The sequence below is a fragment of the Tepidimonas alkaliphilus genome (assembly GCF_007556595.1).
GTDB classification, from domain to species: Bacteria; Pseudomonadota; Gammaproteobacteria; order Burkholderiales; family Burkholderiaceae_C; genus Tepidimonas; species Tepidimonas alkaliphila.
The window spans coordinates 1-25,390 of record NZ_VJNB01000003.1 but is presented as its reverse complement, the minus strand read 5'-3'; the positions used below and the strand labels follow the sequence as shown (position 1 = coordinate 25,390).

The 25,390-nt window shown below is 70.0% G+C and carries 21 protein-coding genes; 10 read left to right on the top strand and 11 right to left on the bottom strand.

Annotation, left to right across the window (positions count from 1 at the left end; translation table 11 throughout):
* Window positions 1-30: 30 nt before the first annotated feature.
* Entirely contained in the window at window positions 31-414 is a 384-nt protein-coding gene (locus Talka_RS03820; RefSeq protein WP_143889799.1) for a diacylglycerol kinase, read from the top strand.
* Window positions 415-515: 101 nt separating this feature from the next.
* Here Talka_RS03820 and Talka_RS03815 read toward each other — a convergent pair whose 3' ends face one another.
* Genes Talka_RS03815 through Talka_RS03805 form a run of 3 tightly spaced genes read right to left on the bottom strand, consistent with a single transcriptional unit; the run spans window position 516 to window position 4,308 of the window.
* Entirely contained in the window at window positions 516-2,213 is a 1,698-nt protein-coding gene (locus tag Talka_RS03815) for a phosphoethanolamine transferase (protein ID WP_143889798.1), read from the bottom strand.
* A gap of 48 nt (window positions 2,214-2,261) precedes the next feature.
* Window positions 2,262-3,638: a sensor histidine kinase gene (locus Talka_RS03810; RefSeq protein WP_143889797.1), complete on the bottom strand. Its 1,377-nt coding sequence runs from the start codon at window positions 3,636-3,638 to the stop codon at window positions 2,262-2,264.
* Window positions 3,625-4,308: a response regulator gene (locus tag Talka_RS03805; protein WP_143889796.1), complete on the bottom strand. Its 684-nt coding sequence runs from the start codon at window positions 4,306-4,308 to the stop codon at window positions 3,625-3,627. The genes Talka_RS03810 and Talka_RS03805 overlap by 14 nt, the downstream gene beginning before the upstream one ends.
* A 153-nt stretch (window positions 4,309-4,461) precedes the next feature.
* On the opposite strand from Talka_RS03805, the gene Talka_RS03800 reads away from it, so the two are divergent.
* Both Talka_RS03800 and Talka_RS03795 read left to right on the top strand, forming a co-directional pair.
* Window positions 4,462-5,277 (top strand): phosphatase PAP2 family protein, encoded by an 816-nt coding sequence (locus Talka_RS03800; protein WP_185970053.1) that lies wholly within the window; start codon window positions 4,462-4,464, stop codon window positions 5,275-5,277.
* A gap of 77 nt (window positions 5,278-5,354) precedes the next feature.
* On the top strand, window positions 5,355-6,878 hold the full coding sequence (locus tag Talka_RS03795) for an ArnT family glycosyltransferase (protein WP_143889794.1): 1,524 nt from the start codon (window positions 5,355-5,357) through the stop codon (window positions 6,876-6,878).
* Window positions 6,879-6,906: 28 nt separating this feature from the next.
* Here the strand turns inward: Talka_RS03795 and Talka_RS03790 are convergent, their stop codons facing one another.
* Window positions 6,907-8,877: a DNA topoisomerase IV subunit B gene (locus Talka_RS03790; RefSeq protein WP_143889793.1), complete on the bottom strand. Its 1,971-nt coding sequence runs from the start codon at window positions 8,875-8,877 to the stop codon at window positions 6,907-6,909.
* 416 nt (window positions 8,878-9,293) lie between these two features.
* On the opposite strand from Talka_RS03790, the gene Talka_RS03785 reads away from it, so the two are divergent.
* Genes Talka_RS03785 through bamC form a run of 3 tightly spaced genes read left to right on the top strand, consistent with a single transcriptional unit; the run spans window position 9,294 to window position 11,998 of the window.
* The gene (locus Talka_RS03785; protein WP_143889792.1) at window positions 9,294-9,887 is read left to right on the top strand and encodes a class I SAM-dependent methyltransferase; all 594 of its coding nucleotides are present in this window, start codon (window positions 9,294-9,296) and stop codon (window positions 9,885-9,887) included.
* A 57-nt stretch (window positions 9,888-9,944) separates the two neighbouring features.
* Window positions 9,945-10,829 carry a 4-hydroxy-tetrahydrodipicolinate synthase gene (dapA, locus tag Talka_RS03780; protein ID WP_143889791.1) on the top strand — a complete coding sequence of 295 codons (885 nt, stop codon included), beginning with the start codon at window positions 9,945-9,947 and terminating at the stop codon, window positions 10,827-10,829.
* A gap of 35 nt (window positions 10,830-10,864) precedes the next feature.
* Window positions 10,865-11,998, top strand: coding sequence for an outer membrane protein assembly factor BamC (gene bamC / locus Talka_RS03775; RefSeq protein WP_143889790.1), 1,134 nt, complete (start codon window positions 10,865-10,867; stop codon window positions 11,996-11,998).
* Here bamC and Talka_RS03770 read toward each other — a convergent pair.
* From Talka_RS03770 to ahpC, 7 genes are all read right to left on the bottom strand, one after another.
* Entirely contained in the window at window positions 11,991-12,782 is a 792-nt protein-coding gene (locus Talka_RS03770; protein WP_143889789.1) for an ATP-binding cassette domain-containing protein, read from the bottom strand. The genes bamC and Talka_RS03770 overlap by 8 nt on opposite strands.
* Before the next feature lie 18 nt (window positions 12,783-12,800).
* Window positions 12,801-13,838 (bottom strand): FecCD family ABC transporter permease, encoded by a 1,038-nt coding sequence (locus Talka_RS03765; RefSeq protein WP_246100561.1) that lies wholly within the window; start codon window positions 13,836-13,838, stop codon window positions 12,801-12,803.
* Window positions 13,838-14,725 (bottom strand): heme/hemin ABC transporter substrate-binding protein, encoded by an 888-nt coding sequence (locus Talka_RS03760; protein WP_143889787.1) that lies wholly within the window; start codon window positions 14,723-14,725, stop codon window positions 13,838-13,840. Before Talka_RS03760 ends, Talka_RS03765 begins: the two co-directional genes overlap by 1 nt.
* Window positions 14,722-15,837, bottom strand: a complete 1,116-nt coding sequence (locus Talka_RS03755; protein ID WP_143889786.1) for a hemin-degrading factor — start codon at window positions 15,835-15,837, stop codon at window positions 14,722-14,724. Before Talka_RS03755 ends, Talka_RS03760 begins: the two co-directional genes overlap by 4 nt.
* Before the next feature lie 56 nt (window positions 15,838-15,893).
* Window positions 15,894-18,047 (bottom strand): TonB-dependent hemoglobin/transferrin/lactoferrin family receptor, encoded by a 2,154-nt coding sequence (locus tag Talka_RS03750; RefSeq protein WP_185970052.1) that lies wholly within the window; start codon window positions 18,045-18,047, stop codon window positions 15,894-15,896.
* A 258-nt stretch (window positions 18,048-18,305) separates the two neighbouring features.
* Complete coding sequence (gene ahpF / locus Talka_RS03745; RefSeq protein ID WP_143889784.1) at window positions 18,306-19,886, bottom strand: alkyl hydroperoxide reductase subunit F; 1,581 nt, start codon at window positions 19,884-19,886, stop codon at window positions 18,306-18,308.
* Window positions 19,887-20,028: 142 nt separating this feature from the next.
* Window positions 20,029-20,592 (bottom strand): alkyl hydroperoxide reductase subunit C, encoded by a 564-nt coding sequence (ahpC, locus tag Talka_RS03740; protein WP_143889783.1) that lies wholly within the window; start codon window positions 20,590-20,592, stop codon window positions 20,029-20,031.
* A gap of 235 nt (window positions 20,593-20,827) precedes the next feature.
* On the opposite strand from ahpC, the gene Talka_RS03735 reads away from it, so the two are divergent.
* From Talka_RS03735 to Talka_RS03720, 4 genes are all read left to right on the top strand, one after another.
* Window positions 20,828-23,116, top strand: a complete 2,289-nt coding sequence (locus Talka_RS03735; RefSeq protein WP_143889782.1) for a TonB-dependent receptor — start codon at window positions 20,828-20,830, stop codon at window positions 23,114-23,116.
* A gap of 105 nt (window positions 23,117-23,221) precedes the next feature.
* On the top strand, window positions 23,222-23,911 hold the full coding sequence (locus Talka_RS03730) for a Fe2+-dependent dioxygenase (RefSeq protein WP_143889781.1): 690 nt from the start codon (window positions 23,222-23,224) through the stop codon (window positions 23,909-23,911).
* Window positions 23,908-25,029 carry an alpha-hydroxy acid oxidase gene (locus tag Talka_RS03725; protein ID WP_143889780.1) on the top strand — a complete coding sequence of 374 codons (1,122 nt, stop codon included), beginning with the start codon at window positions 23,908-23,910 and terminating at the stop codon, window positions 25,027-25,029. The genes Talka_RS03730 and Talka_RS03725 overlap by 4 nt, the downstream gene beginning before the upstream one ends.
* Window positions 25,030-25,167: 138 nt before the next feature.
* Complete coding sequence (locus Talka_RS03720; protein WP_143889779.1) at window positions 25,168-25,371, top strand: hypothetical protein; 204 nt, start codon at window positions 25,168-25,170, stop codon at window positions 25,369-25,371.
* The last annotated feature ends 19 nt before the right edge of the window (window positions 25,372-25,390 follow it).

The following is a 25,390-nucleotide window of genomic DNA, read 5'->3' as shown; positions in this document are numbered from 1 at the left end:
TCGCCGTCACCTGCAGCCCCCGCTCCAGCCATGACGCCCACGCCCCCGCCCAAACGCCGCGGCCTGATGCGGCTGTTGTTTGCGCTGCGCTACTCGATCGACGGCCTGCGCGCCGGCTGGCGCGAGCCGGCGTTCCGGCAGGAGCTGGTGCTCGGCGCGGTGCTGCTGCCGGCGGCCTGGCAGCTCGGGCGCACGTGGGCGGAGATGGCGCTGCTGGTCGGCGCGGTGATCGCGGTGTGGGTGGTGGAGCTGCTCAACACCGCGGTGGAGTCGGTGGTGGACCGCATCGGCCCGGAGTGGCACGCGCTGGCCAAGCGCGCCAAGGATCTGGGCAGCGCCGCCGTGCTGCTGGCGCTGCTGTTTGCCGGCGGAGTGTGGGGCGCGGCGCTGTGGACGTGGTGGCGCGGAGCATAGCCGCGTAAGCTTGCCCAACGGCCCGGGGCGGGTCGGCGCTGATGCGGCGAGCCGTTGAAGCGCTGTCAAGCCAGCCGCTGCGCCCTGCTCGCGCCCGCTGATCATTCCAAGCGGCGGCACGCCGCCAACAGATCGCGCCCGTTATCCACCACCGCGCTGCGCACCCCAAACAGCCCCGCCACCGTGTGGAACACATGGTCGTGCGAGGCCGGCTCCTGCGCGCGCCGCTGCACGCAGGCCCAATCCAGCCGCAAGCGCCGCTGCATGCCGGCGTTGGCCCACAGCAGCATCGGCACCTCCTTCTGCTCGCGCGGAGCCACGGCCCACGGCAGGCCGTGCAGGTAGATGCCACGCTCTCCCAGCGACTCGCCGTGGTCGGAGACATACAGCAGCGCCGTGGGGCCGCGCCGCTGCGCCAGCCAGCCGATCAGCTCCGCCAGCACATGGTCGGTGTAGCGCAGCGTGTTGTCATACGCGTTGAAGATGTGCGCCGGCTCGCACGCCTGCAGCTGCGCCGTCGCGCACTCCGGCTGAAAGCGCTTGAACCCCGCCGGCGTGCGCTTGAAGTAGGCCGGCCCGTGGCTGCCCATCATGTGCAGCACCGCCAGCGTCCCCACCCGGCGCGCCGCCTCGGGCAGGGCCTGCAGCGCGCCGGGCAGCTCGCGCAGCAGGATTTCGTCGTGGCATTCGTCGCCACGGCACAGGCCCGGGACCTGCAGATGGTCGGTCTGGCGCGACGGCACGCGCGCGCACACGCCCTTGCAGCCGGACTGGTTGTCCAGCCACGTCACCGCCAGCCCCGCGCGCTGCAGCAGGTCGAGCAGGTTTTCCTGCGCTTGCGCAGGATTCCAGCGCGCTCGGCCTTGCGGAGCGAACAAACACGGCACCGAGGTCTGGGTATCGGTACCGCAGGAGGTCACCATGGCGAACGACACGATCGGCTGCCCCTGCTGGATCAGCGTGCGCAGCCGCGGCGTGGTGTCGCGCGCGTAGCCGTTCAAGCCCCAGTTGGCCGCGCGCGCCGTCTCGCCGACCACCAGCACCACCAGCGGCGCCTCGTCCTCGCGCGCCGCCGCGGGCAGCGGCTGCACGTCTTGGCCGATGGGCTGCGGCGGCGCGGACGCAAGCGTCCGCCGACCCCAGCCGTAACGTAGCGCCGCGTAGATGCTGTTGTAGGGATTGATCAGATAGCGCAGCGCACGGTCGTTGCGCATCAGCGCCGCCAGATCCTGAAACGTCAGCCACAGCAGGGCCACCGCCAGCCCCAGCGCCGCCGCGCCGACGCCAACACGCCCCAACAGCGCGCGCCGCACAGGCCATGGCTGCACCGGCAGGCGCCACCACAGCCAGCCCGGCAGCGCCACGCCCAGCGCCAGCGCGACCAGCAGGCCCGGGGTCAGCAGGTCGCGCGCCTCGCGCCAGTCGGTCTGGAACACGTTGGCCGCCATCGCCGCATCGATGACGATGCCGTAGGCCAGCATGAAGTAGCTCGCCGCCCCGGCCAGCGCCAGCAGCGCCACCCCCGCCGGCCGGCGCAGCGGGCCCACCGCCAGCCACGCCAGCGCCGCCAGATTGACCAGCGCCAGCGCCAGCACCCACGCGAGCGTCACAGCCCAGCCGCGCCCACCCAGCGGCCCCTGCGCCTGCCACACCGCCGACCACAGCGGCACATTGCCAACCGTGGCCAGCCAAGCGGCCAGCAGGGCCAGCGCCGCCATCGGGTGCCAGCCGGGAGTCTGCGGGGCGGCCTCGGCGTCGGCCACGCGGCCTGCCGGGGTTGTCGATACGCCATCTGCCATGGGCGCACACCATGGCGCCTTCAGATTAGCGCGGCCTTAAGTCCCCGCTTAAGACGACGGCGCAACGTTGTCGGCTCGACGGGCTTGAACCGGCGCTGGCGCTGGCGGCGTGGCGCCCCACACCAGCGCGAAGCCCGTCGCCCACGGCGGCGGGAGGCTTTGCAGACGCTCCAGCTGCGCCCCCTCATGCTCAGCAATGCGCTGCACCAGCGCCAGCCCCAAACCTAGGCCGCCTCGGTCAGCCGGCCCATCCGTTCGGTTGCCGCCGCCGTCCAGCACCTCGATGGCCACCGCGCCATCGGCGCGCGGTCCAACGCGCACCAGCAACGGCGCTTGAGGCGGGGTGTGGCGCAAGGCGTTGTCGATCAAATTGCGCAGCGCCAGCCGCAGCAGCGTCGGTCGGCCTTGGACGACGGTGGGCGGCCCCTGCACCGGCGGCGACGCGCGCCCCCCACCCAACGCCGCGGCGCATTCTTGCGCCACCTCGTGCGCCAAGGCGCGCAGCTCCACCGGCTGCGCCGCCTCGCCGCCCGGGGCGTCGGCGCGCGCCAGCGCCAACAGCTGGGTCAGGATCGCGCCGGCGCGCAACGCCTCGCGCTCCACCTTCTGCAGCGCCGCTTCCCCGGCCGGCGTGCCGGCCTGCAGCCGCGCCAGCCGCGCCTGCCAAAGCAGCGCCGTCAGCGGCGAGCGCAGCTCATGCGCCACGTCGGAGGTGAAGCGCCGCTCACGTTGCCACAGCGCCCGCAGCCGCTCGACCAAATCCTGCAGCGCTTGTTGCACGCGCTGCAACTCCCGGTAGCGCTGCGCCGGCGGCAAACCCTGCGCGGTTTGCGGATCGAAATGCTGCAGCGCCCGCGCCAGCGCCGCCAGCGGCGCCAGCCCGCGGTGGATCGCCCAGCCAAGCAGCAGCGCCACCAGTGGCAGCAGCACCACCGCGGGACGCACCAGGTGCTCGGCGACATCGCGCCCCAGCTCGGCATGGCGGCTGGTGTCGAGCCCGACTGCGACCTGACGCGCACCGTAAAAGGCGACAAACCAGCGCCAAGTGCGCATCTCGCCGCCCAGCGGCAGCACCAGCGTATGATGCCCCGGCGCCAAGGTTGGCGGCAGGCGCGCGGCCCAGCCTTGCGGATCCCAGCGCGGCTGGCCGTCTTCCCAAATCACCACGTGCAGCTCGGGCGCATAGCGCGGCTCCGCTGGCAACGGCAAAGCCGCGGCTTGCACCGTCAAGCTCGCCCCCTGCGCCGGGGCCGTCAGCAGCAAACGCGCCGCAGCCACCAGCTGGCCATCGCTGATCTCCTGCGCCTCGTGCACCGCCGTCTGATACGCGCTGGCCAGCAGCGCCACCCATACCGCCAGCAACGTGGCCAGCACCCAAGCGAGCAGCCGTCGGTCCAACCGCGGCGGGCGCTCAGGCCGCGCCATCGCGCTCCTCGGACCATCGTGCGATGGTGTAGCCCACGCCGCGCACGGTTCGAATCAGCCCCTCGCCCAGTTTGCGCCGCAGATGATGGATATGAACCTCCAAGGCGTTGCTTTCCACCGTGTCGTCGAACCCGTAGAGGGCTTGTTGCAACTGCGCGCGCGTCAGCACGCGGCCCCGAGCGCGCAACAGCGTCCACAGCAAGGCAAATTCCTTGGCGCGCAGCGCCACAGGCTGGCCGTGCAGCCACACCGCGCGCGCCGCGGGATCCACCGTCAGGGCGCCATGGCGCAGCACCGCCTCGGCTTGACCGGCGCTGCGGCGCAGCGCCACGCGCATGCGCGCCAGCAGCTCCTCCGGGGCAAACGGCTTGACCAGGTAGTCATCCGCCCCGCTGTCGAGCCCTGCCACCCGGTCGGCCAGCGCGTCGCGGGCGGTCAGCACCAGCACAGGGCAGCGCAGCCCGGCGGCGCGGCGGGCGCGCAGCCAGTCAATCCCATCGCCGTCGGGCAGCCCCAAATCCAACAGCACGAGGTCAAACGGCTCGGCCTGCAGCGCGCGGCTGGCGCAGGCCAAGGTTGCGCAGACGTCGCAGCCATGGCCTTGAGCGCGCAACAGCGCCGCCAGCCCTTCGGCGATGGCGTCGTCGTCTTCCACAATCAGCACACGCATGGGTTTCGCTACAGGGGTCGCCTGCCGGTCACGGCCCGGGGCCTGGTTAAGCCTGGATTAAGCCACGATGGGGTTCAATCTTGGTCATTTCGGCGTCGCAGCTTTGTCATCCGACCCCGCTATCGTCTCGTGCATTCTGCCTGGATTTTGTCCATGTCTAGCCCGATTCATGATGAGGCCAACCCGCCGTCCTGGCGCAGCCCTGTCGCTTGGGCCGTGGCGTGCGTGTTGCTGGTCGGCTGCCTCATCGGGTGGCAAGTTCAGGCCGACCACGGTTTGATTCGCTTGCAGCAGCTCACCCGCATCGGGCCTGACATGCTCTGGCATGGCTTGACCTGGCTCGGCGACACGCACCTGGCGCTGGCGCTGTTCGTCGCCGCGGCGCTGCTGGGGCGACACCGCGCGGCGCTGCCGGCGCTGATCTGGAGCCTGCTGCCGGCGACGCTGGTCACGCACGCGCTGAAGATGATCGCCGCGGCGCCGCGGCCGGCGGCGGTATTGCCGCCGGACCAGCTGCACGTCATCGGCGAGGTGCTGCGGCACGGCAGCTTTCCCTCCGGCCACACGGTCACCGCGTTCACGCTGGCCGGCTGCTGGGTACTGGCGACGCCCCCGGCGCGCCGGTGGGCGGCGGCTGCGGCGGCGCTGCCGCTGGCGGCGGCGGTGGGCGTCTCGCGCGTGGCGGTCGGTGCGCACTGGCCGCTGGACGTGGCGGTCGGCGCGCTGCTGGGCTGGCTGTGCGCGGCGCTGGCGGTGACGCTGGCGCGGCGCTGGCCGCTGCCGCCGGCGCTGGGCGGGCGGCGCGCGGCAGCGCTGGGGGCGCTCGTGCTGGGGCTGACGCTGTGGATGCGCACGCTGCCAGCGGAGGTAGCGCCGCTGGCCTGGGCGCTGGGCGGGCTGGCGGTGGGGGCGGCGCTGGCCGCGCTGGCGCCGGTGTCGCGGATCCTGGGGCCGCAAAGGGCGCTCTGAAGGGAGCGGTTTGGGGACCCCGCGTCCGGAGCTGCGACCTGCCGTCGATCGTGAACGCGCACGCTTCGCCGCAACCGATGAATTGGAATTGGCGCCGGCTCATCCTCTGGCTGGTGCCGCTGGCCGTCTGGCTCACCGGTCTCGGCAGCCCGCCGCTGTTCGACGTGGACGAAGGGGCGTTTGCCGAGGCCACGCGCGAGATGCTGGTGCGCAGCGACTGGCTCTCGACCTGGCTGCTGGATGCGCCGCGCTACGACAAGCCGATCCTGATCTATTGGCTGCAGGCGGCCAGCGTGGCGCTGCTGGGACTCAACGAATGGGCGCTGCGGCTGCCGTCGGCGCTGGCGGCGCTCGGCTGGGGCTGGGCGGCGTGGCGCTTCGCGCGCGAGCAGTGGGACGAGGCCAGCGCCGAGCGGGCGCTGTGGATCGTCGCCACGGCGCTGGGGCCGTGGATCATCGCGCGCGCGGCCACGGCGGACGCGCTGCTGAACCTGTGGCTGGCGCTGGCGTGCCTGGACCTGTGGCGCTTTCTCGGCCACGGGGATCGGCGCGCCCTGCGCCGCGCCTACCTGTGGGTGGCGCTGGGGCTGTTGACCAAGGGGCCGGTGGCGGCCCTGATCCCGGCCGCCGCCGGCACGCTGCATTGCCTGCTGCAGCGCGACGCGCGCACTTGGCGGCGCGCGGCGTTGGATCCGCTCGGCTGGCTGATCCTGCTGGCGGTGGCCGCACCGTGGTACGCGGCGATGCTGGCCACGCACGGGCAGGCGTTCATCGACGGCTTCATCCTGCGCCACAACGTGCAGCGCTTCACCGCCACGCTGGAAGGCCACGGCGGCGGCTGGCTCTATTACCTGGTCGTGCTGCCGCTGCTGCTGTTGCCGTGGAGCGCGGCGCTGCCGGCGGTGCTGGCCCGTCTGCGCGCCGACGTCGGCGAGGCGCTGCCGCGCTACCTCTGGCTGTGGTGCGGCTTCGTGGTAGCGTTCTTCAGCCTCTCCGGCACCAAGCTGCCGCACTACGTGCTCTACGGCGCCACGCCGCTCATGCTGCTGCTGGCGCGGCGCCTGCCGGCGCTGCGCGCGCCTGCGCTGGTGGCGCCGCTGGCGCTGCTGGCGCTGTGGCCGTGGCTGCCGGCGCTGCTGGCCGAACTGGGCGCACGCACCTCCGACGCCTACTACGCGGCGCAGCTGGCGCTGGCTCCGGCGCTCGCCCCCGCGCACTACGCGACGGCGACGTGGGCGGCGCTCGGCCTCGGCGTGGCGCTGGCGCTGGCGCCGCGCTGGCCGGCGTGGCGGCGGCTGCAGGCGCTGGCGGCGCTGCAGGCGCTGCTGCTCGGCGCGGTGGTGGCGCCGTGGTTCGGCGACGTGCTGCAGGGCGCGGTGCGCGAAGCCGGCCGGCGCGTGCAGGCGGCGCAGGCGCCGGCGGTGCTGTGGCGCTTCGATGCGCCGAGTTTGGCGGTCTATGCGCGCGCGGTGACGCCACGGCGCGCGCCGCAGCCAGGCGAGTGGGCGCTGACGCGGATCGACCGCGTGCCCACCGACGTGCCGCACACGGTGCTGTACCAGCGCGGCGGCGTCGTGCTGCTGCGGCGCGACCCCGGATGAGGCCCGCGGCGCCGGCCCAGGCGGCTGCTCAGACGTCCACCTCGACCGCGTCGCCCCAGCGCTCCAGCAGTTCGCGCCGCGCCGCGGCCTCGCCCTTGCCCATCAGCTGGTGCAGCCGCGCCTCGACGGCGGCGCGATCGCCCAGCCGCACCGGCAGCAGGCGGCGCGTGTCGGGGTTGAGCGTCGTCTCCCACAGCTGCTCGGCGCTCATCTCGCCCAGGCCCTTGAAGCGGCTGATCGCGCAGCGCTCGCGCGCCACGCCCTCCTGCGCTACCTTGTCCAGCAGCGCCTGCAGCTCGCCGTCGTCGAGCGCGTAGAACTTGGCCGCCGGGCGCTTGCCGCGCGCCGGCACGTCCACCCGGTACAGCGGCGGGCGGGCGATGAACACGTGCCCGGCCTCGATCAGGCGCGGGAAGTGGCGGAAGAACAGCGTCAGCAGCAGCACCTGGATGTGCGCGCCGTCAACATCGGCGTCCGACAGAATGCAGACCTTGCCGTAGCGCAGGCCCGACAGGTCGGCGGCCTCCTGCGGCCCGTGCGGATCGACGCCGATGGCCACCGCGATGTCGTGCACCTCGGCGTTGGCGAACAGCCGCTCGCGCTCCACCTCCCAGGTGTTGAGGATCTTGCCGCGCAGCGGCAGCACCGCCTGGAAGGTCTTGTCGCGGCCCATCTTGGCGCTGCCGCCGGCGCTGTCGCCCTCGACCAGGAACAGCTCGTTGCGCGCCAGGTCGCGGCTTTCGCAGTCGGTCAGCTTACCGGGCAGCACCGCCACGCCGCTGCTCTTGCGCTTTTCCACCCTCTGCGCGGCGCGCTGGCGGCTCTGCGCGGCGCGGATGGCCAGCTCCGCCAGCCGCTTGCCGTGCTCGACGTGCTGGTGCAGCCACAGCTCCAGCGCCGGGCGCACGAAGCTGGCCACCAGCCGCAGCGCGTCGCGCGAGTTCAGCCGCTCCTTGGTCTGGCCCTGGAACTGCGGGTCCAGCACCTTGGCCGACAGCACGAAGCTGGCGCGCGCGAACACGTCCTCCGGCAGCAGCCGCACGCCCTTGGGCAGCAGCGCGTGCAGCTCCGCAAAGCCGCGCACCGCCTGGAACAACCCCTCGCGCAGGCCGCTTTCGTGCGTGCCGCCGGCCGGCGTGGGGATCAGGTTGACGTAGCTTTCGCGCACCAGCGGCCCGTCCTCGGTGAAGGCCAGCGCCCACTGCGCGCCCTCGCCCTCGGCGAAGCTCTCGTGTCCGGCCTCGGCCCAGCCCTCGCCGGTGATGAGCGGCACAACCGGCTCGGCCGCCAAGCTCTGCGCCAGGTAGTCCGCCAAGCCCCCCTTGTATTGCCACGTCTGGCGGGTGCCGCCCGCCTCGTCCTCCAGCGTCACCGTCACGCCGGGCAGCAGCACCGCCTTGCTGCGCAGCAGGTGCTGCAGCTCCGCGCGCGGCAGCTCGGCGCGGTCGAAATAGCGCGGATCGGGCCACACCCGCACCGTCGTGCCCTGGCGCCGCTCGCCGGCGGCGAGAGGCCGGCGCTGCAGCGGCTGCACCACCTCGCCGCCTTCGAACGCCATCGTCGCCACGTGGCCGTCGCGGTGGCTGGCCACCTCCAGCCGGCGTGCCAGCGCGTTGGTCACGCTCACCCCCACGCCGTGCAGCCCGCCGGAGAAGCTGTAGGCGCCGCCCTTGCCCTTGTCGAACTTGCCGCCGGCGTGCAGCCGGGTGAACACCAGCTCCAGCACCGGCGCGCCCTCCTCCGGGTGCAGGCCGTGCGGGATGCCGCGGCCGTCGTCCTCCACGCTGACCGAGCCGTCGGCGTGCAGCGTAACGGCGATGCGACGCCCGAAGCCGGCCAGCGCCTCGTCGGCGGCGTTGTCGATCACCTCCTGCACGATGTGCAGCGGGTGGTCGGTGCGGGTGTACATGCCGGGGCGCTGCTTGACGGGCTCCAGCCCCTTTAGCACACGGATCGCGCCCTCGGCGTAGCCCTGCGGGATGGCGGTCGTCTCGGCCATGGCGGGCGATTGTAGGGGCAGCCGTTGGCGGGTTTGTGCACATCCGCCCTGCTCCCAGGAGACGGCTTGTGTGCCGGCGCGCGCACGCCTTGGTTGCGCTGCAACGCTCTCGAGGCGCTTACAAGTGCTTGTTTTTATACAATATTTTTGATTGCCCAAAAAATAGGCAAGCTGTTGGAAGGCTTGCCGGACGCGGCTTTGCAGCCGCAAGCCACGGCTTGCCCACAAAGTTATCCACAGCGACGCGGGAAAACCGCCATCCCGCTCGGCTGCACAAGGCTTTAGCGTCATCGGCTACGACAGCACTGCAACCCGCGCATCCAGATGGCGCGGCGTCGCGGGCATCGCCATCGGCTACCATCGCCAGCGTTGCGAGCCCTCTCCGGCTCGGCGCCACGAATCCGGCCTCTTCCACGATGCTTCAACCCAACCCGCTGCCCCCCTCCGCTTGGATCACCGCGCGCGCGGCGCTGCTGCACGCCTTGCACGGCGAGCGCGCTCGCTGCGCGCTGGATGTGGCTTGCGGCCACGGGCGTCACGCGCGCTGGCTGGCGCAGCTGGGCTACCACGTCACGGCGGTGGATCGGGACGCCGACGCACTGGCCGCGCTGACGGATGCTGCGCCTGCCGTCACGCCGCTGCAGGCCGACTTGGAAAACGCCCCATGGCCGCTGCCCGGTCAGACCTTTGACGTCGTGCTGGTGACCAACTACCTTTGGCGACCGCTGCTGCCGACGCTGGTAGCCAGCCTCGCCCCCGGCGGCGTGCTGCTCTACGAAACGTTCGCCGCCGGTCAAGAAACGATCGGACGGCCCGCGCGCGCCGAGTTCCTGCTGCAGCCGGGCGAGCTGCTGCGCGCCTGCGCGGGCTTGCGCGTGCTGGCGTATGAAGACGGGTTTGATCCCGATGCGCCGCGCTTCGTGCAGCGCATCGTCGCGCTGCGCCCCGGCGCCAACGATCCAACGCCCCAGCGACTGCCGCTGGCCCGTGCACGATCCGGAGCTGGTTAGAATGCAGGTCGGTCTGCCTGCTGCAACCGCCGCCCTCTTTGCTTTGGCCTGATTCTCATGAAGCCCATCACCGGCAGCATCGTCGCCCTCGTCACGCCCATGCACGAGGATGGCAGCGTGGATTACGCCACTTTGCGCAAGCTCATCGATTGGCACATCGAGCAGGGCACCGATTGCATCGGGGTGGTCGGCACCACCGGCGAATCCCCCACGGTTACGGTCGAAGAACACTGTGAAATCATTCGCGTGGCGGTGGAACACGCCGCGGGGCGGGTGCCGATCATGGCGGGCTGCGGCGGCAACTCGACGCGCGAAGCCATCGCGCTGGCCGAATTCGCTCGCAAGGTGGGCGCCGACTGCCAATTGCAGGTGGTGCCGTATTACAACAAACCGACCCAAGAAGGTCTTTACCAGCACTTCAAGGCGATCGCAGAAGCCACTGGCGACCTGCCCATCGTGCTTTACAACGTGCCCGGCCGCACCGTGGCGGATCTGCTGCCGCAGACCGTGCTGCGGCTGGCCGAGGTGCCTGGCATTGTCGGCATCAAAGAGGCCACCGGCAACATCGAGCGGGCCCAATGGCTGATCCGTCAGCGGCCCGCCCATTTCTCCATCTACTCCGGGGACGACGCCACCGCGGTGGCGCTGATGCTGTGCGGCGGCCAGGGCAACGTCAGCGTCACCGCCAACGTGGCGCCGCGGCTGATGCACGAGCTGTGCGCGGCGGCCATCGCCGGCGATGCGCGCCGCGCCATGCGCATCCAAATGCAGCTGCTGCCGCTGCACCAGCAGCTCTTCGTCGAAGCCAACCCGATTCCGGTCAAATGGGCCATGGCGCGTCTGGGCCTGTGCGGCCCCACGCTGCGGCTGCCGCTGACGCCGCTGTCCAGCGCCGGCCAGGCTGCGGTGGAAGCGGCCTTGCGAGAAAGCGGCTTGCTGTAACCCCGGGCGCCAGCTCTCCAACCAAGGAAAGTCCGATGCCTTTGAACCGCTTGCAACCGCCTGCCGCGTGCGCCCGCTTCGGTCTGATGGCTGTGGCAGCGCTGCTGGCCAGCGGCTGTTCGGTGCTGGAAGAAACCCGCATCGACTACCGCAGCGCCAAGACGGTCAACGCGCTGGTGGTTCCGCCGGATCTAACCCAGTTGGCCCGCGACAGCCGCTACGCCTTGCCTGGGGGGGCGGTGACCGCCAGCGGCCTGGAGGCGGCTTCAGCCGCGCGCCCGAAGATCGCGGTGGCCGCGCCGGATCAGCTCGGCGACGTGCGCCTGGAGCGCGCGGGCAGCCAACGCTGGCTGGTCGTCAGCCGCCCGCCCGAGCAACTCTGGCCGACCTTGCGGGAATTTTGGCAGGATCACGGCTTTGTGCTGACGCTGGATCAGCCCCAACTGGGCTTGATGGAAACCGACTGGGCCGAAAACCGCGCCAAAATCCCGCAGGACTTCATTCGCTCCACCATCGGCAAGCTGTTCGACAACCTTTACTCCACCGGCGAGCGCGACAAATTTCGCACGCGCGTGGAGCGCAACGCCAGCGGCGGCAGCGACATCTTCATCAGCCACCGCGGCATGGTGGAGGTCTATACCAACGCCCGCCAGGACAGCACGGTTTGGCAACCGCGCCCCGCCGACCCAGAGCTGGAAGCCGAATTTCTGCGCCGGCTGATGGTCAAGCTGGGCGCATCCGAAGAGCAAGCCCGCAGCGCTGCGGCGGCCACCGCGGCTGCGGCGCTGGCGCGCCTGGAAACGCGCGACGGCGGCCCGGTGGTGGTGCTGGAAGACAATTTCGACCGCGCCTGGCGTCGCGTGGGCTTGAGCCTGGATCGCAGCGGCTTTACGGTGGAGGATCGCAACCGCGCGGAAGGGGTGTATTTCGTTCGTTACGTCACCCCGGAGGCCGACCGCGCCCCACGCGAGGAATCGGGCTTCTTCAGCCGCATCGCTGGCTGGTTCGGCTCGGGCCGCAAGGCCGAGTCCGCGCCCCTGCGGCTGCGCATCCTTGTGCGTCCGGATGGCCCGCGCACGCTCGTGCAGGTGCTCGACGGCAACGGGCAGCCCGATCGCAGCGCCAACGCTGTGCGCATCGCCCAGCTGCTGGCCGACGATCTCAAGTAATCAGCTGCACTGCGCCGTCGCGCGCCGCGACGTGCTGCACCGCCACGCCCCAAACCTGTTGCACGCGCGTCGGCGACAGCACCTGCGCTGGTGTGCCGCAGGCCAGCACACGCCCCTGGTGCACCAGCACCGCCTGGTGCGCGTAGCGCAGCGCCAAGTTCAGGTCGTGCAGCACCACCACCACGCCGATTGCGGATTGTTCGGCCGCTGCGCGCAAGCGCTGCAACAGACGGTGCTGGTGCGCCCAATCCAAGGCGGCGGTGGGTTCATCCAACAGCAGCCAACGGCCTGCGGGCTCGTCGTCAAGACCAGCGCCCGGGCAGCCGATCTGCGCCCAGGCCCGCGCCCAATGCGCGCGGGCGCGCTCCCCGCCGCTGAGCGAGCCGACGCTGCGCTGGCCCAGCGCCGTCAAGTCCGCTTCGGCCAGCGCGCAATCGATCAGCGCCTCCTCATGCGCGCTTGGCTGCTGCCGGTGGGGGTAGCGCCCCAGTTCCACCAATTCGCGCACGGTCAATTCCAACGCCACCGCGGTGTCTTGCAACATCACGGCGCGCCGCCGCGCCAACGCGCTGGCCGACCAGCGCTGCAGGGCCACGCCATCCAGTTCGCTGCGTCCGCGGGTCAACCGCCGCAAGCCAGCCAACACCCCCAGCAGGGTCGATTTGCCGGCTCCATTCGGGCCCACCACCGCATACAACGCTTGGGGCTTGAGCTCAAGCGTCACCTCCTGCAGTAACCAATGCCCTTGAGGTGCGCGCACCGCCGCTTGATCCAGCGCCAACACCGCACGACCTCCGCCAGCTCACAGACTGCGCCGCGCGCGGCGCAGCAACCCGATCAAAAACGGCACCCCAAGCAACGCCGTCAACACCCCCAGCGGCAACTCCGCTGGAGAGCGCCACGTGCGCGCGGCGGCATCGGCCACCAGCACCAGCACAGCGCCTAAGGCTGCCGAACCGGGGATCACCCAACGGTGCAAGGGTCCAGCCAGCAGGCGCACGCAATGCGGCGCCACCAAACCCACGAAGCCGATCATGCCAACCGAGGCCGTCACCGCGCCCGTGACCACCGCGGCCACTGCCACGCAGCCCGCCTTCAACCGCGCCAGCGGCACCCCCATCAGCACCGCCTGCGCTTCGCCCAAAGCGAGCACATCCAGCGGTCGCGCCAACGCCAACCCGATGGCGCAGGCGCATCCCACCACCACCGCCATGACCGCCACCACCGACCAACGCGCGCCTCCCAGACTACCCAGCATCCACATCTGGTATTGACGCAGCTGCTCGTCCGTGGCCACGTAGCCAAGCAAACCGATGCCCGCGCCGGCCAAGGCGTTGACCGCCACCCCCGCCAGCAACATCACGCCGACTCGCACCCCGTGTTCGCCGCGCGCCAGGGCCACCACCAGCAGGGTCGCCAGCCAACCCCCGAGAGCCGCGGCCACCATCAGCGTCCAGCTGCCCAACAAACGCGGCGCTTCGGGCCACCACTGCCCCAGCGCGACAATCGCCACCCCGGCCGCCAGCGCCGCACCGCTGCTGACGCCGATCAACCCCGGATCGGCCAGCGGGTTGCGAAACAGCCCCTGCATCAACGCGCCGGCCAGCCCCAGGCCCGCTCCGACCAACGCTCCAAGCAGCAGGCGCGGCAGCCGCAGGGTGCCAAACACCATGGCATCCTGCGGCCAAGCGCTGCTGTCGCGCCACGCCTGCCACCACTGCGGCCAGCGCTGCCACGAAACCGGATAAGCGCCTTGGGTGGCCGACCATAGCAGCGCCGCCGCCATCGCCAGCAGCAACGTCGCCATCAGCAGCGGGCCCGGCACGCGCCGGACGTTCATCACGCCGGGCGCCATGTGCCGATGGCTTGAGCCGCGCGCTCGATCACCTCGGGCAGCCTGGGGCCAAAGCCCAGCAGCGCCAGCGCGTCGTCGTGCCACAGACGGCGTCGCTCCATGGGCCACAAGGCCCACTCCGGTCGCGCCCAAAACGCGGCCTCCCCGCCCACCGCGCGCAGGCTTTGGGTGGTGGTCACGATGAGATCAGGCTGCAGGGTCAGCACCGCTTCGGCGCTGAGCGGCCGATACCCCGCGTAGCCACTCACTGCGTTGCGCGCCCCCATCAGCTGCAGCACCGCGTCGGCGGCGGTCTGGCGGCCCGCCACCATCGGGCTGCCGCCGTGCGCCAGCACAAACAGCGCGCGCGGCCCCCGCGTCGATGGCGACACATGCGCCTGCAGCCGCTGGCGCTGCGCGCGCAGTCGCTCCAAGAGCGCCTGGCCTTCGCGCAAGCGCTGCGTGACTTCGGCCATGACCTCGATTTTGCGCTGCAGATCATCCCAATCATGCGTCACCGGGATGAGGCGCAGCGTCAATCCCGCTTCGCGCAGCTGGCGCAGCACCGCCGCCGGCCCCGCTTCGGAGGTGGCCACCAGGGCGTCGGGGCGCAAGGCCAGCACGCCTTCAGCCGACAGTTGCCGCATGTAGCCCACGCGGGGCAGACGCTGGGCCGCCTCGGGGTAGTCGCTGGTGCTGTCCACCCCCACCAGTTGTCCCTGCGCCCCCAAAGCGAAGGCGATTTCCGTCAACGCGCCGCCCACCGTGACCAGGCGCGGCGAGCGTTGCGCCGACACCGGCGACCAGGCTGCGGCTGGCGCAGCCATCAGGATGGCCAGCGCGTCGCGTCGCCTCCAAATCGACGGCGCGCGGCAAACGCCCGCCCGGCTCATCCTGCCACCTCCTGCGGCGTCGCCTCCGGCAGCGACGCCAGCAGCGCGCGCCAGACGGGTCGCTCCGGCTCGCCAGGCTTGCGCGCGCCAAACAGCATGGCGATCACCTCACCGTGGCGGTCGAACACCTCCAGCGACGAGACGACGCCGTCGCGCGTGGGCTTGCGCACCACCCAACATGCGTGCACATCGTCCTGCCGCACGTGCAGGTTGAAGCGCTCGTCCAGCACGTTGACCCAGGTTTGCCCTCCGTAGATGCCGGTGTGGATCCGGCGCACCGGGCCGGTGTGGATTTGGATGCAGCCCGGGTTGCCCACAAACACCATGATGGGCGCCCCTTCGAACGCAGCGGCCTCCAGCAGACGCTGCAGGCTGTCGCGCGCCACGCCATAGGTATGACGACCTTCAGCCCACTGCATGGCCTGCCAGCGGGTCACGCCAAAACGGCGCAACAGCCCCGCGAACTCATGGGTGTCGGTCATCGCATCCCACGCCTGCAAAAAAGCCGGCGCCGACGACGGGTTGGTCGCGGCGGCGGCATCGGGCTGCGCTGAGCCGCGGCGAAACCCCGGCCACGCCTGCGTGGCCCGAAAACGCTCCACCACCGCCTCCCACGCCGCCGCATCGGTTTCCTCGCGCCGGTGGATTTTGTGCACCGCCTGCCCGAAAGCATCGAAGAACTGCAAGCTGCGCACCCCTTGCCCAGGGCGATCGGCCACGGCAAAGCCGGCGTGCCAATGCGACCAGAACAAGCGCAGATCGATGTCCGGCCCCAGCGCCAGGCCCACGGCGCCCTCACCACTGACGTTTTGATAGACGCCGACTTTTTCATGCACCGCCGCGTCGTTGCGGGTCAGGGCCATCAGCGGGCCGCACGACTGCAGCGACTGCAACAACGCCAGGCCCTCGCAGCGCAGCGGGTAAGCCACCAGCGCCGCGTCGTGCGGGGGGCAGCCACCCGGCCACGCCGCCGGCTGGTGCGCCGCCAGGGCCTCGCCTTCGCTGCAGCCGGCGGCCTGCGCCGCCTCACGCAGGCGCAACCCGCGCTGCAGCCCCTGCGCCACCGCCTCACGCAGGCGTTGGGCCTGCTCCAAGGGGGTTTCGCTCGTCATGGATCGTCTCCTCAAAGGTTGGTCAAAGAGCAACCCCGCGCCCTGGCACGGCTCTGCTAGAACGAGCGAGTCAGCGCCACAGCCAACGAGCGCCCGGCAGCGGTGTAAGCCTCGAGCACCGGCGACGTGGCCGACAGCCCGCGCACGTTGGTCCACTCCCAGTAGCGGCGGTCGGTCAGGTTGCGCACCGCGGCGCTGAGCTGCCAGTCACGATCCAGCCGCCAGCGCATCCGCACGTCCAAGGTGGTGAATGCCGGGGGACGGAACTGCCCGCCGACGATGCCCGCGTCATCGACATCGCCGGCCTTCTTGCCGCGCACGTGGCGCAGGCTGGCGCCCAGCGCGAGCGCTTCATCCACGCGGTGCTCCACTCCCACGATCAGCTCCGGGGGATTGACGGAATTGAGCGGCTTGCCGGTGGTGTCCACCGTGCCCTCGGTGCGGCCCCAGGCCCATCGCACCGCGGTGCTCGGGGTCAAATCCAACCGCCCTTTGAACTCCAGACCATGCAGGGTGACCCGACTGCGGTTGACCGATTGAAAGATGAGCGGATCGGCCACCGTGCCGCGTCCGCCGACATAGACCAGATCCTCGATGAAGTCGCGGTAGCGGCCACGAAACAGCACGGCCTCCCATTGCCAGCGCTCCTCCTGGCCACGCCAGCCCAGCTCCAGCGTGCGGCTGGTCTCAGGCTTCAGGTTGGGATTCGGAATGGTTTTGTAGGCCCCGGAAGCGCCCGAGAGGTTTTCAAAGAAATTGTTCAGTTGCAACGGCCCTGGGGCGCGAAAGCCCGCGGCCACGTTGGCAAACACCTGTTGGCGCGGGTGCGCTCGCCAGATCACCCCGATCTTGGGCGACCAGGCCCCATCGCTAAGTTGCGCTGGTTCCAACGGGTAGAGCGCATCGCGCGCCGCGCGCAGACGCACCCGGTCGTAGCGCAGCGCCGGGATCAGGCTCCAGGCATCCTGCGCCCATTCTGCTTGGGCAAACAGCGCCGTGGTGCTTTCGCGGGTGTCCGGAAAACGCTTCAACGGATAGCGCTCGTAAGGCGGCGGCACGGTGCCGGTCAGCAGGTTGTCCATGTCGGTTCGAATCACATCCAACCCATAGACCCAACGCGCACTCCAGCCGCCGCCCACCGCTTGCGTACGCTGGGCCTGCACCGCCAACTGCGTCAGCGCTTCTTCATAGGTCACCTGGCGCTGGCGCTCGCGCTGGGCTGGCGGCTGCAGAGGTCGCCACTCGGTGGCGCTCTCAAACGCCCGGGCGTTTTGCCGCGCCAACAAGACCCTGAGCTCATCGGCCAACGGGGCATCCAGCCGCCAGCGACCATCCCACGATAACCGCGCCCGGCGCATCGAGAGCGTCCCATCCAAATCCGCCACAGACGTGGGCGCGACGATGGCCGCGCTGCGGCCACTGAGCACTTCGACCTCGCCCTCGCGGTTGACATACTCGACCGTAAAGGTATGCCGCTGCCCGCCCCCCGGGGTGTGCACCAGCTTGGCCAGCAAGCCTTCGTGCTCGAACCGCTCCGGATTGGGCGCTGTTCGGCTGCTGTCGGCTGTCACCCGCTCGCCTTGATTCGACAGCTCGCGCGCGCGCCCAAGCTGAACCGAGCCCAACCATTGCCAGTTCTCGGCGGCCGACGCCAGCGTCAGACCGATGCGGCGCGCGCGATCTTCGCCGTCAAAAGCCGCCACCGCTCGCCCGCCCCAAGATGAACCGCCGCGCAGCAAGTCGCTGGGCTGCGTGGTGTACATCGCCACCACGCCGGCCAGTCCATCCGATCCATACAGCGCCGAATGCGCTCCGCGCAGAATTTCGACCCGCGACACCAGCCCGAGGTCGTAGTAATCGCGCCCGAACGCGGCCGAGCCGAAGACGCCGCTGACCAGCTCCCTGGGCACGCGCACGCCATCGACCAACAGCAGCACCCGGTTGCCCTCCAGCCCGCGGATGTTGAAGCCGGCGTTGCCATCGCGGCCGGTGCCGCCTGGCGACACCGCGCTGAAGCGCACCGCGGCGCGCTTGACGCTGACATTGGGGATCTCGCGAACCAGGTCGCGGATGTCCTGCACCTCCGCCGGATCCAGCGCATCGTCGCGCAAGATGTCCACGGCGGCGGGCACCTCATCCAGGGTGCGCTCGCTGCGGGCGCCGCTGACCACCACCTCGGGCAAGCGGGCCGCCGCGCCGGCTGCAGCCACCCCCGCTTCCCCCGAAGCTTGCGCCCCAACCGACCCAGCGACGCACGCCAGCGCGACCGCCCCTACCCGGGCAGGAAATGCCCTCGCGATGCTTGCCATAGTGCCCCCGATCTCAACATCGACAGAAAACTCAACACAACCGAGAGTGATTTGTATTTAAGTATAAGACCAAAAAACCACCCCTCCAAGGGGTGGTGAGATGCATGCTGCGCCCGTAGCCCGGTGGTGGCCCTGGCGAGCCCCCGGAGGCGGCATCGATCAAGCTGCGACCGGCTCGGGCGCGGGCGTGCGGATCAAGAAGTCGAAGGCCGACAGCGCCGCTTTGGCGCCTTCGCCCGCGGCGACCACGATCTGCTTGTACGGCGCCGTGGTGCAGTCGCCAGCGGCGAACACCCCCGGCACGCTGGTGTGGCAGGCGGCGTCGATTTCGATTTCGCCAAAGCGGTTGCGCGCCACCACCCCGTCCAACCACTCGGTGTTGGGCACCAGCCCAATCTGCACGAACACGCCCTCCAGCGCCAGCTCATGCTCAGCGCCGCTGGCACGGTCGCGAAAGCGCAAACCGGTGACGCGCTGGCCATCGCCGAGGATGGCCAGCGTCTGCGCCTGCGTCAGGATCGTGACGTTGGGCAGGCTCTTGAGCTTGCTGACCAACACCGCGTCGGCCTTGAGCTGCTCGGCGAACTCCAGCAGCGTCACGTGCGCGACGATGCCGGCCAGGTCGATGGCAGCCTCCACGCCCGAGTTGCCGCCGCCGATCACCGCCACGCGCTTGCCCTTGAACAGCGGGCCGTCGCAGTGCGGGCAATAAGCCACGCCGCGGTTCTTGTACTCGGCCTCGCCGGGCACGTTCAGGTTGCGCCAGCGCGCACCGGTGGCCAGCACCACGCTGCGCGCGCGCAGCGTCGCGCCGCCCTCCACCTCCACGCCAATCCAGCCGTCGGGCTGCGCCGCCGGGCGCAGCGCCACCGCGCGCTGGCCGTTCATCACGTCCACCTCATAGTGGCGCACCTGCGCCTCGAGCGCCGCGGCCATCTTCGGCCCCTCGGTTTGGAGCACCGACGGGTAGTTCTCGATCGCCAGCGTGTCGTTGACCTGGCCGCCCAGCCGCTCGGCCAGCAGCCCGGTGCGGATGCCCTTGCGCGCCGCGTACACCGCCGCCGCCGCGCCGGCCGGCCCGCCGCCGACCACCAGCACATCGAACGGCTCCTTGGCCGCCAACGCCTGCGCGGCGCGCGCACGCGCGCCGTCGTCCAACTTGGCCAGCAATTCTTCCAGTGTCGCACGGCCGGAGTGCAGCACCTGCCCGGCGCGCAGCACCAGCGGCACCGCCATCACGTTGCGCTCCTGCACCTCCTGCTGGAACAACGCGCCGTCGATGACGGTGGTGCGCACGCGTGGGTTGACGATCGCCAGCAGCGCCAGCGCCTGCACCACGTCCGGGCAGTTGTGGCACGACAGCGACATATAGACCTCGAAGTCGTGCTCGCCGGACAGCTCAGCTGCCTGCTGCAGCACCTCGGGCGCTACCTTCGGCGGGTGGCCGCCCATCCACAGCAGCGCCAGCACCAGCGACGTGAACTCGTGGCCGAGCGGAATCGCGGCGAACGTCAGCCGTGCCGGCTCGCCGGGACGCTGCAGCGCGAACGACGGGCGGCGCGGCGCGCTGCCGTCCGTGCGCACGGTGATGCGCCCCTCCGACAGGCTGGCGATCTCCTGCAGCAGCTCCAGCATCTCGCGCGCGCTGGCCGAGTCATCCAGCGAGGCCACCAGCTCGAAGGGCTGCTTGACGTGCGCCAGGTAGGCGCGCAGTTGGCTCTGAAGTTGGGCGTCGAGCATCGGGGAGTCCTCTCGTGGTTCGGGTGACTGGGACAGCCCTCCCCCACCGCCCCGATGGGCGGGGCGGCGCGCATCCAGGGATAGGGAGGTTCAGTGCGGCAGCGCTGCGACCGCTGGATCGTGGCGCCGCCTCATACAGTGATCAGATCTTGCCAACCAAATCCAGCGACGGGGCGATGGTCTTGGCGCCCTCGTTCCACTTGGCCGGGCAGACCTCGCCCGGGTGCTCGGCGACGTATTTGGCCGCCTTGAGCTTGCGCAGCGTCTCTTTGACGTCGCGCGCGATGGCGTTGTCGTGGATCTCGGCGGTCTTGATGACCAGGTTGGGATCGATCACGAACGTGCCGCGCAGCGCCAGACCTTCCTCATCGATGTGCACGTCGAACTGGCGGGTCAGCTGATGCGTCGGGTCGCCGATCAACGGGAACTTGGCCTTGCCGACCGCCGGCGAGGTCTCATGCCACACCTTGTGCGAGAAGTGCGTGTCAGTGGTGACGACATAAACCTCCGCCCCCAGCTTTTGAAACTCAGCGTAGTTTTCCGCCGCATCTTCCACCTCGGTCGGGCAGTTGAAAGTGAAGGCCGCCGGCATGAAGATCAGCACCGACCAGTGCCCTTTGAGCGACTGCTCGGTGATCTCGACGAACTTGCCGTTGTGGAAGGCTTGCACCTTGAACGGTTGCACTTGCTTGTTGATCAGCGACATGGCTGCTCCTTTCGTGGTTGCGGAATGAACGCGGCGCTCAAGGCGTCCGCCCGCGCTGGCGCTTTGAGGCGCCGCGACCCGTGCATCATAGCCCACAACAATCAAAGTTTAACATTGATAGTCTCTATCCGCTCGATCGTCACGTCCTATACTGAATAAAAACGTTTCTCATTTGTGTATAAAATCACCTTCGCATCACTTTTCTGACAGCTCATTGACACGGAGCCACCATCCCATGCAACTTGAATCCACCGCCTCCTTCCCGTTGCGCAACGCGCCGGTGCTGCCGCTTGGCGCAGCGTTGCTGGCCGCCAGCTTGCACGCCGTCGCGCAAACGCAGCCGCCCGCACCCCAGGCCGCTGGCACGCTGGAGACCGTCACCGTCACCGGTCAGCAAGACCCCGCCGAGGTGCGCTCCAAATCCACCCTCAAGCCCGGCACCACGCGGCTTGGTAAAGGCGAGCAGTCGCTGCGCGACATCCCGCAAAACGTCACCGTCATGACCGAGCGGCTGCTGGACGACCGCAACCTGGACGACTTCCGCGACGTGCTGCGCACCACCGCCGGCATCACGTTCCAGGCCGGCGAAACCGGTGAAGAGGATGTGCGGCTGCGCGGCTTTTCGCTCGGCCAGGCCGGCGACATCTACCGCGACGGCATGCGCGAAGGCCAGCTGATCACCCGCGACACCTTCGCCACCGACCGCGTCGAGGTGCTCAAGGGCTCGGCCTCCATGCTGTTCGGCAAGGGCTCCACCGGTGGCGTGGTCAACCAGGTCACCAAGCAGCCGTTCCTGATGGATCGCTACGAGCTGGAGGCCACGGTCGGCAACGGCCACCACCGCCGCCTGCAGGCCGACCTGAACCGCCAGCTCGGCAGCGGCGCCGCCGTGCGGCTCAACGCCATGGCGCAAGAGGCCGACCTCTGGGGCGCCAAGGATGACCGCCGCGGGCTGGCGGTGGCGCTGCGCACCGGCATCGGCGAGCGGCACGAGTTCGCCATCGACCTCTATCACCTGGAAACCCGGCAACGCCCCAACTACAACCACCCCTGGCTGCTGACCGGCAACTCTGGCGAGACCGGGCGGCGCATCGTGCCGGTGCTGCCAGCCAAAAACTATTACGGGCTGGCCAGCAACTACCTCAACAGCGAACAAAACGTGTTGACGCTGTCGCACACCTGGCGCTTGAGCCCGCAGGAGGAGCTCAAAACCACCCTGCGCCACGGACGCTACGAGCGCGACCTCTGGGCCACCGTGGTGAGCTTCTGCCAGAACAACGCCACCCTGTGCCCGGGACAGACGGTCAGCCTGACCAATCCACCCGGGCCCAACACCATCCTGTCGCGCAACAACTTCAAAGGGCGCCGCGGCATCAGCGACATCACCCAGCTGCAGGCCGACTACAGCCACAAGTTCGAAGCCGCGGGCTGGCGCCATCACCTTACCGCGGGGATCGACATCACCGACGAAGACGCGCGCCGCAACAACAACAATGGCGGCGGCGCGCTGCCCGCCACCGCACCGGCCAGCGTGCGCCTGACGCGCGTGGGCACGCCCAACGACGGCGCGCGCCGCGACGACACCCGCACCTGGATCTACAACACCTTCGACGCCAAGAGCATCGGGGTCTATCTGCAGGATGCGGTGGAGGTGGCGCCGCGCTGGAAACTGGTCGGCGGCGTGCGCTTCGACCGTTTCGAGGCCGACTACCGCGACGCCGCCAGCGGCGCCACCGGCTCGCGCCGCGACAACGTCTGGAGCCCGCGCCTCGGCGTGATCTTCGACGCCGACGCGGTCTCATCCTACTACGCCTCGTTCGGGCAGTCTTACAACCTGTCGGGCGACACGTATCAGTTCGCGCTCGGCAACTTCGATCCGGGCAGCACCAACGCCAAGCTTGCCAAGACGCCGCCAGAAAAAAGCCGCAACCTCGAAGTCGGCGCCAAATGGGAGCTGTTCGAGCAGCGCGCGCTGGTGGGGGTGGCACTGTTTCGCTCCGAAAAATACAACGAGCGCAACACCGACCCCGACAGCGCCGCGCAGCAGCTGCTGCTGTCGGGCAAGCGGCATGCCACCGGCGTGGAGATCAACGCCGCCGGCCGCATCACGCCGAAGTGGGAAATCTTCTACAACCACACTTGGATCCCCAGCGCCAAGATCGACCGCTGCAACGACGCCACCTGCCCGCCCAACGGCGTGGTCGAGCGCGTCGGCGACCGTCCCGGTTTGACGCCCAAGCACAGCCTGAGCGCCTGGACCACCTACCGCGTCGCGCCCCAATGGCGGCTGGGCCTGGGCGTCAACCATCGCAGCGAGCAAAGCCCCGTGGGCAACCGCACGGTGGTGGCACCCGCGTTCACCACGCTGGACGGCATGGTCGAATACACGGTCGATGAGCGCACCACGGTCAAATTGACGGTCAACAATTTGACCGACAAGCTCTACGCCGACGGGCTTTACCGGGGCTTTTACACCCCCGGCGCCCCGCGGCGCGTGTTTTTGAGCCTGAAAACCGTCTTCTGAGGGGTTTTGTCGTTTAAGGTGCTCCCAAGGGGCTTGGGGCCCGATGCGCCCAACCGGATCATCGGGCCCCTTTTTAACGATGTCACCGTATCTTGAAGCCATCCGATGCTGCTTCACCTTCAAGGCTTGTTGACCGCCGACGAGCGCGCCCACATTCGAGCCGTGCTCGACGCCGCTGATGCGCCCTGGCGGGATGGCCGCTTGAGCGCCGGCAGCCAGGCGGCGCTCGTCAAGCACAACGAGCAACTGGCCCACGACAGCCCCCAGGCCGCCGAGCTGCGAGCCATGGTGCTGACCGCTCTGCAGCGCGAACCGCTGTTTTTTTCCGCCGCGTTGCCGCGCAAAATTTTTAACCCCCTCTTCAACCGCTACCGCCCGCAAGCGCCCGCGTATGGCCGGCACATCGATGGCGCGGTGCTGCACTCCCAGGCCGATGGCCAATGGGTACGCTCCGATCTGTCGTGCACGGTCTTCTTGAGCGACCCCGATGAATACGATGGCGGCGAACTCACCATCCACGACACGTATGGCGTGCAGCGCGTCAAGCTGCCCGCCGGGGACGCGGTGCTCTACCCCGGCACCAGCCTGCACGAAGTCACGCCCGTCACGCGCGGCACGCGGCTGGCCAGCTTCCTTTGGATCGAGAGCATGGTGCGCCACGACGAGCAGCGCCGCCTGCTCTTTGAGCTGGACATGAATCTGCTGCAGTTGCGCCAGCAGCTAGGGGAAACCGCGCAGACCACCGCGTTGACCGGGGTCTATCACAACCTCTTGCGCATGTGGGCTTCGACATGACCCTGCACGCGACCCAGCCCGCTCCGTCGCCGCGCTGCGCGGCCACCGCGTTGCCCGCCGGGATGGACGCAGCCGCCGCGGCGTATTTTTTGGGTGGCGCTGGCGACGAGATCACCCTGCGCGCCAACGAACGCGCCTGGCGCTCGATCGGCTGGCTGCCCCGTGTGCTGTCCACCCCCACGCAGGTGGACATCTCGACCACGCTGCTGGGGCAACGCTGGCCGACGCCCTGGCTCGTCGCCCCCATGGCCCACCTGCGGCTGGCGCATCCCGAGGCGGAGCTCGGCGCGGCGCTGGCCAGCGCGGTTCAGGGGGCGGGCTTCGTCCTGTCCACGCAGGCCACCGTGCCGCTGGAAGCGGTGGCCGACGCGGTGCGCGCCGAGCCGCAGCGCGGCCCGCTGTGGTTTCAGCTTTATCCTTATGGAGGCCGCGAAGACTGGTGGCGGCTGGCGCAACGTGCGCAGCGCGCCGGCTATGAAGCCATCGTGCTGACCGTCGATGCCCCGCTTCAGTGGCCCAGCGCGCGCGAGCAAGACGCCGGCTTTGCTTTGCCTCCGGACTGGCCGCAGCCGAATTTGCCGGCCGCCGCCCCGCGGGGCACGCTGGAAACCCTGCTCGGCTGCGCGCTGCGCTGGGATGACGTGGCTTGGCTGCGCCGACGGCTGGAGCTGCCGCTGGTGCTCAAGGGCGTGCTGCACCCCGACGATGCCCGCCGGATCTGCGACCACAACCTTGGCGATGCTCTGATCGTCTCCAACCACGGGGGCCGGGTGCTCGACGGCTTGCCAGCCACCGCGCAAGCGCTGCCGGCGGTGCTGGCCGCCGTCGATGGACGCCGCTGCGTCCTGGTCGATGGCGGTCTGCGTTGCGCCGCCGACGCTGTCAAGGCGCTGGCGCTGGGCGCCGACGCGGTGCTGGTAGGCCGTCCGGTGGTGCAGGCTCTGGCCCAAGACGGCGCGCGCGGGGTGGCTCGCTTTTGGCGCCACTGGCGCGACGCGTTCCAAGCCACGCTGGCGCTGCTGGGCTGCGCCAGCCCCCATGAAACTCGAAGCGTAACCTTAATCCCTATGACCGATGCGACGCCCCATCGACATGCAGGAGATGCCGAAGATGAGTGAAATGCTGTGGGCCTGGCTCGGCGCTCTGGCCGCCGTAGCGATAGCGGGCTGGTGGGTGTTGCGCAGCCCGCGATGATGAACGCGCACATGGCCCCTTTCAGCCCATCCCAAGCTGGCAGCCCAGACGCTGCGGGCACGGTGCCGCGGTCGCGGCGCACCTTGGCCGTCAGCGGCGGCGTGCTGGCCGCGCACGCGGCTGCCTTGTGGACGCTGCAGTTCAGCCCCCCGGCGCCTCCGCAGGTTGCCGCGCCTCGGGTGCTGGCGGCGCAGCTGGTGGCCCCCGCCCCTGAAGCGCTGCCAGCACCCGAGGCGCGGCAACCTGCGGAGGCGCCGGGGGGCTGAACTGCAGCGTCCACAAGGC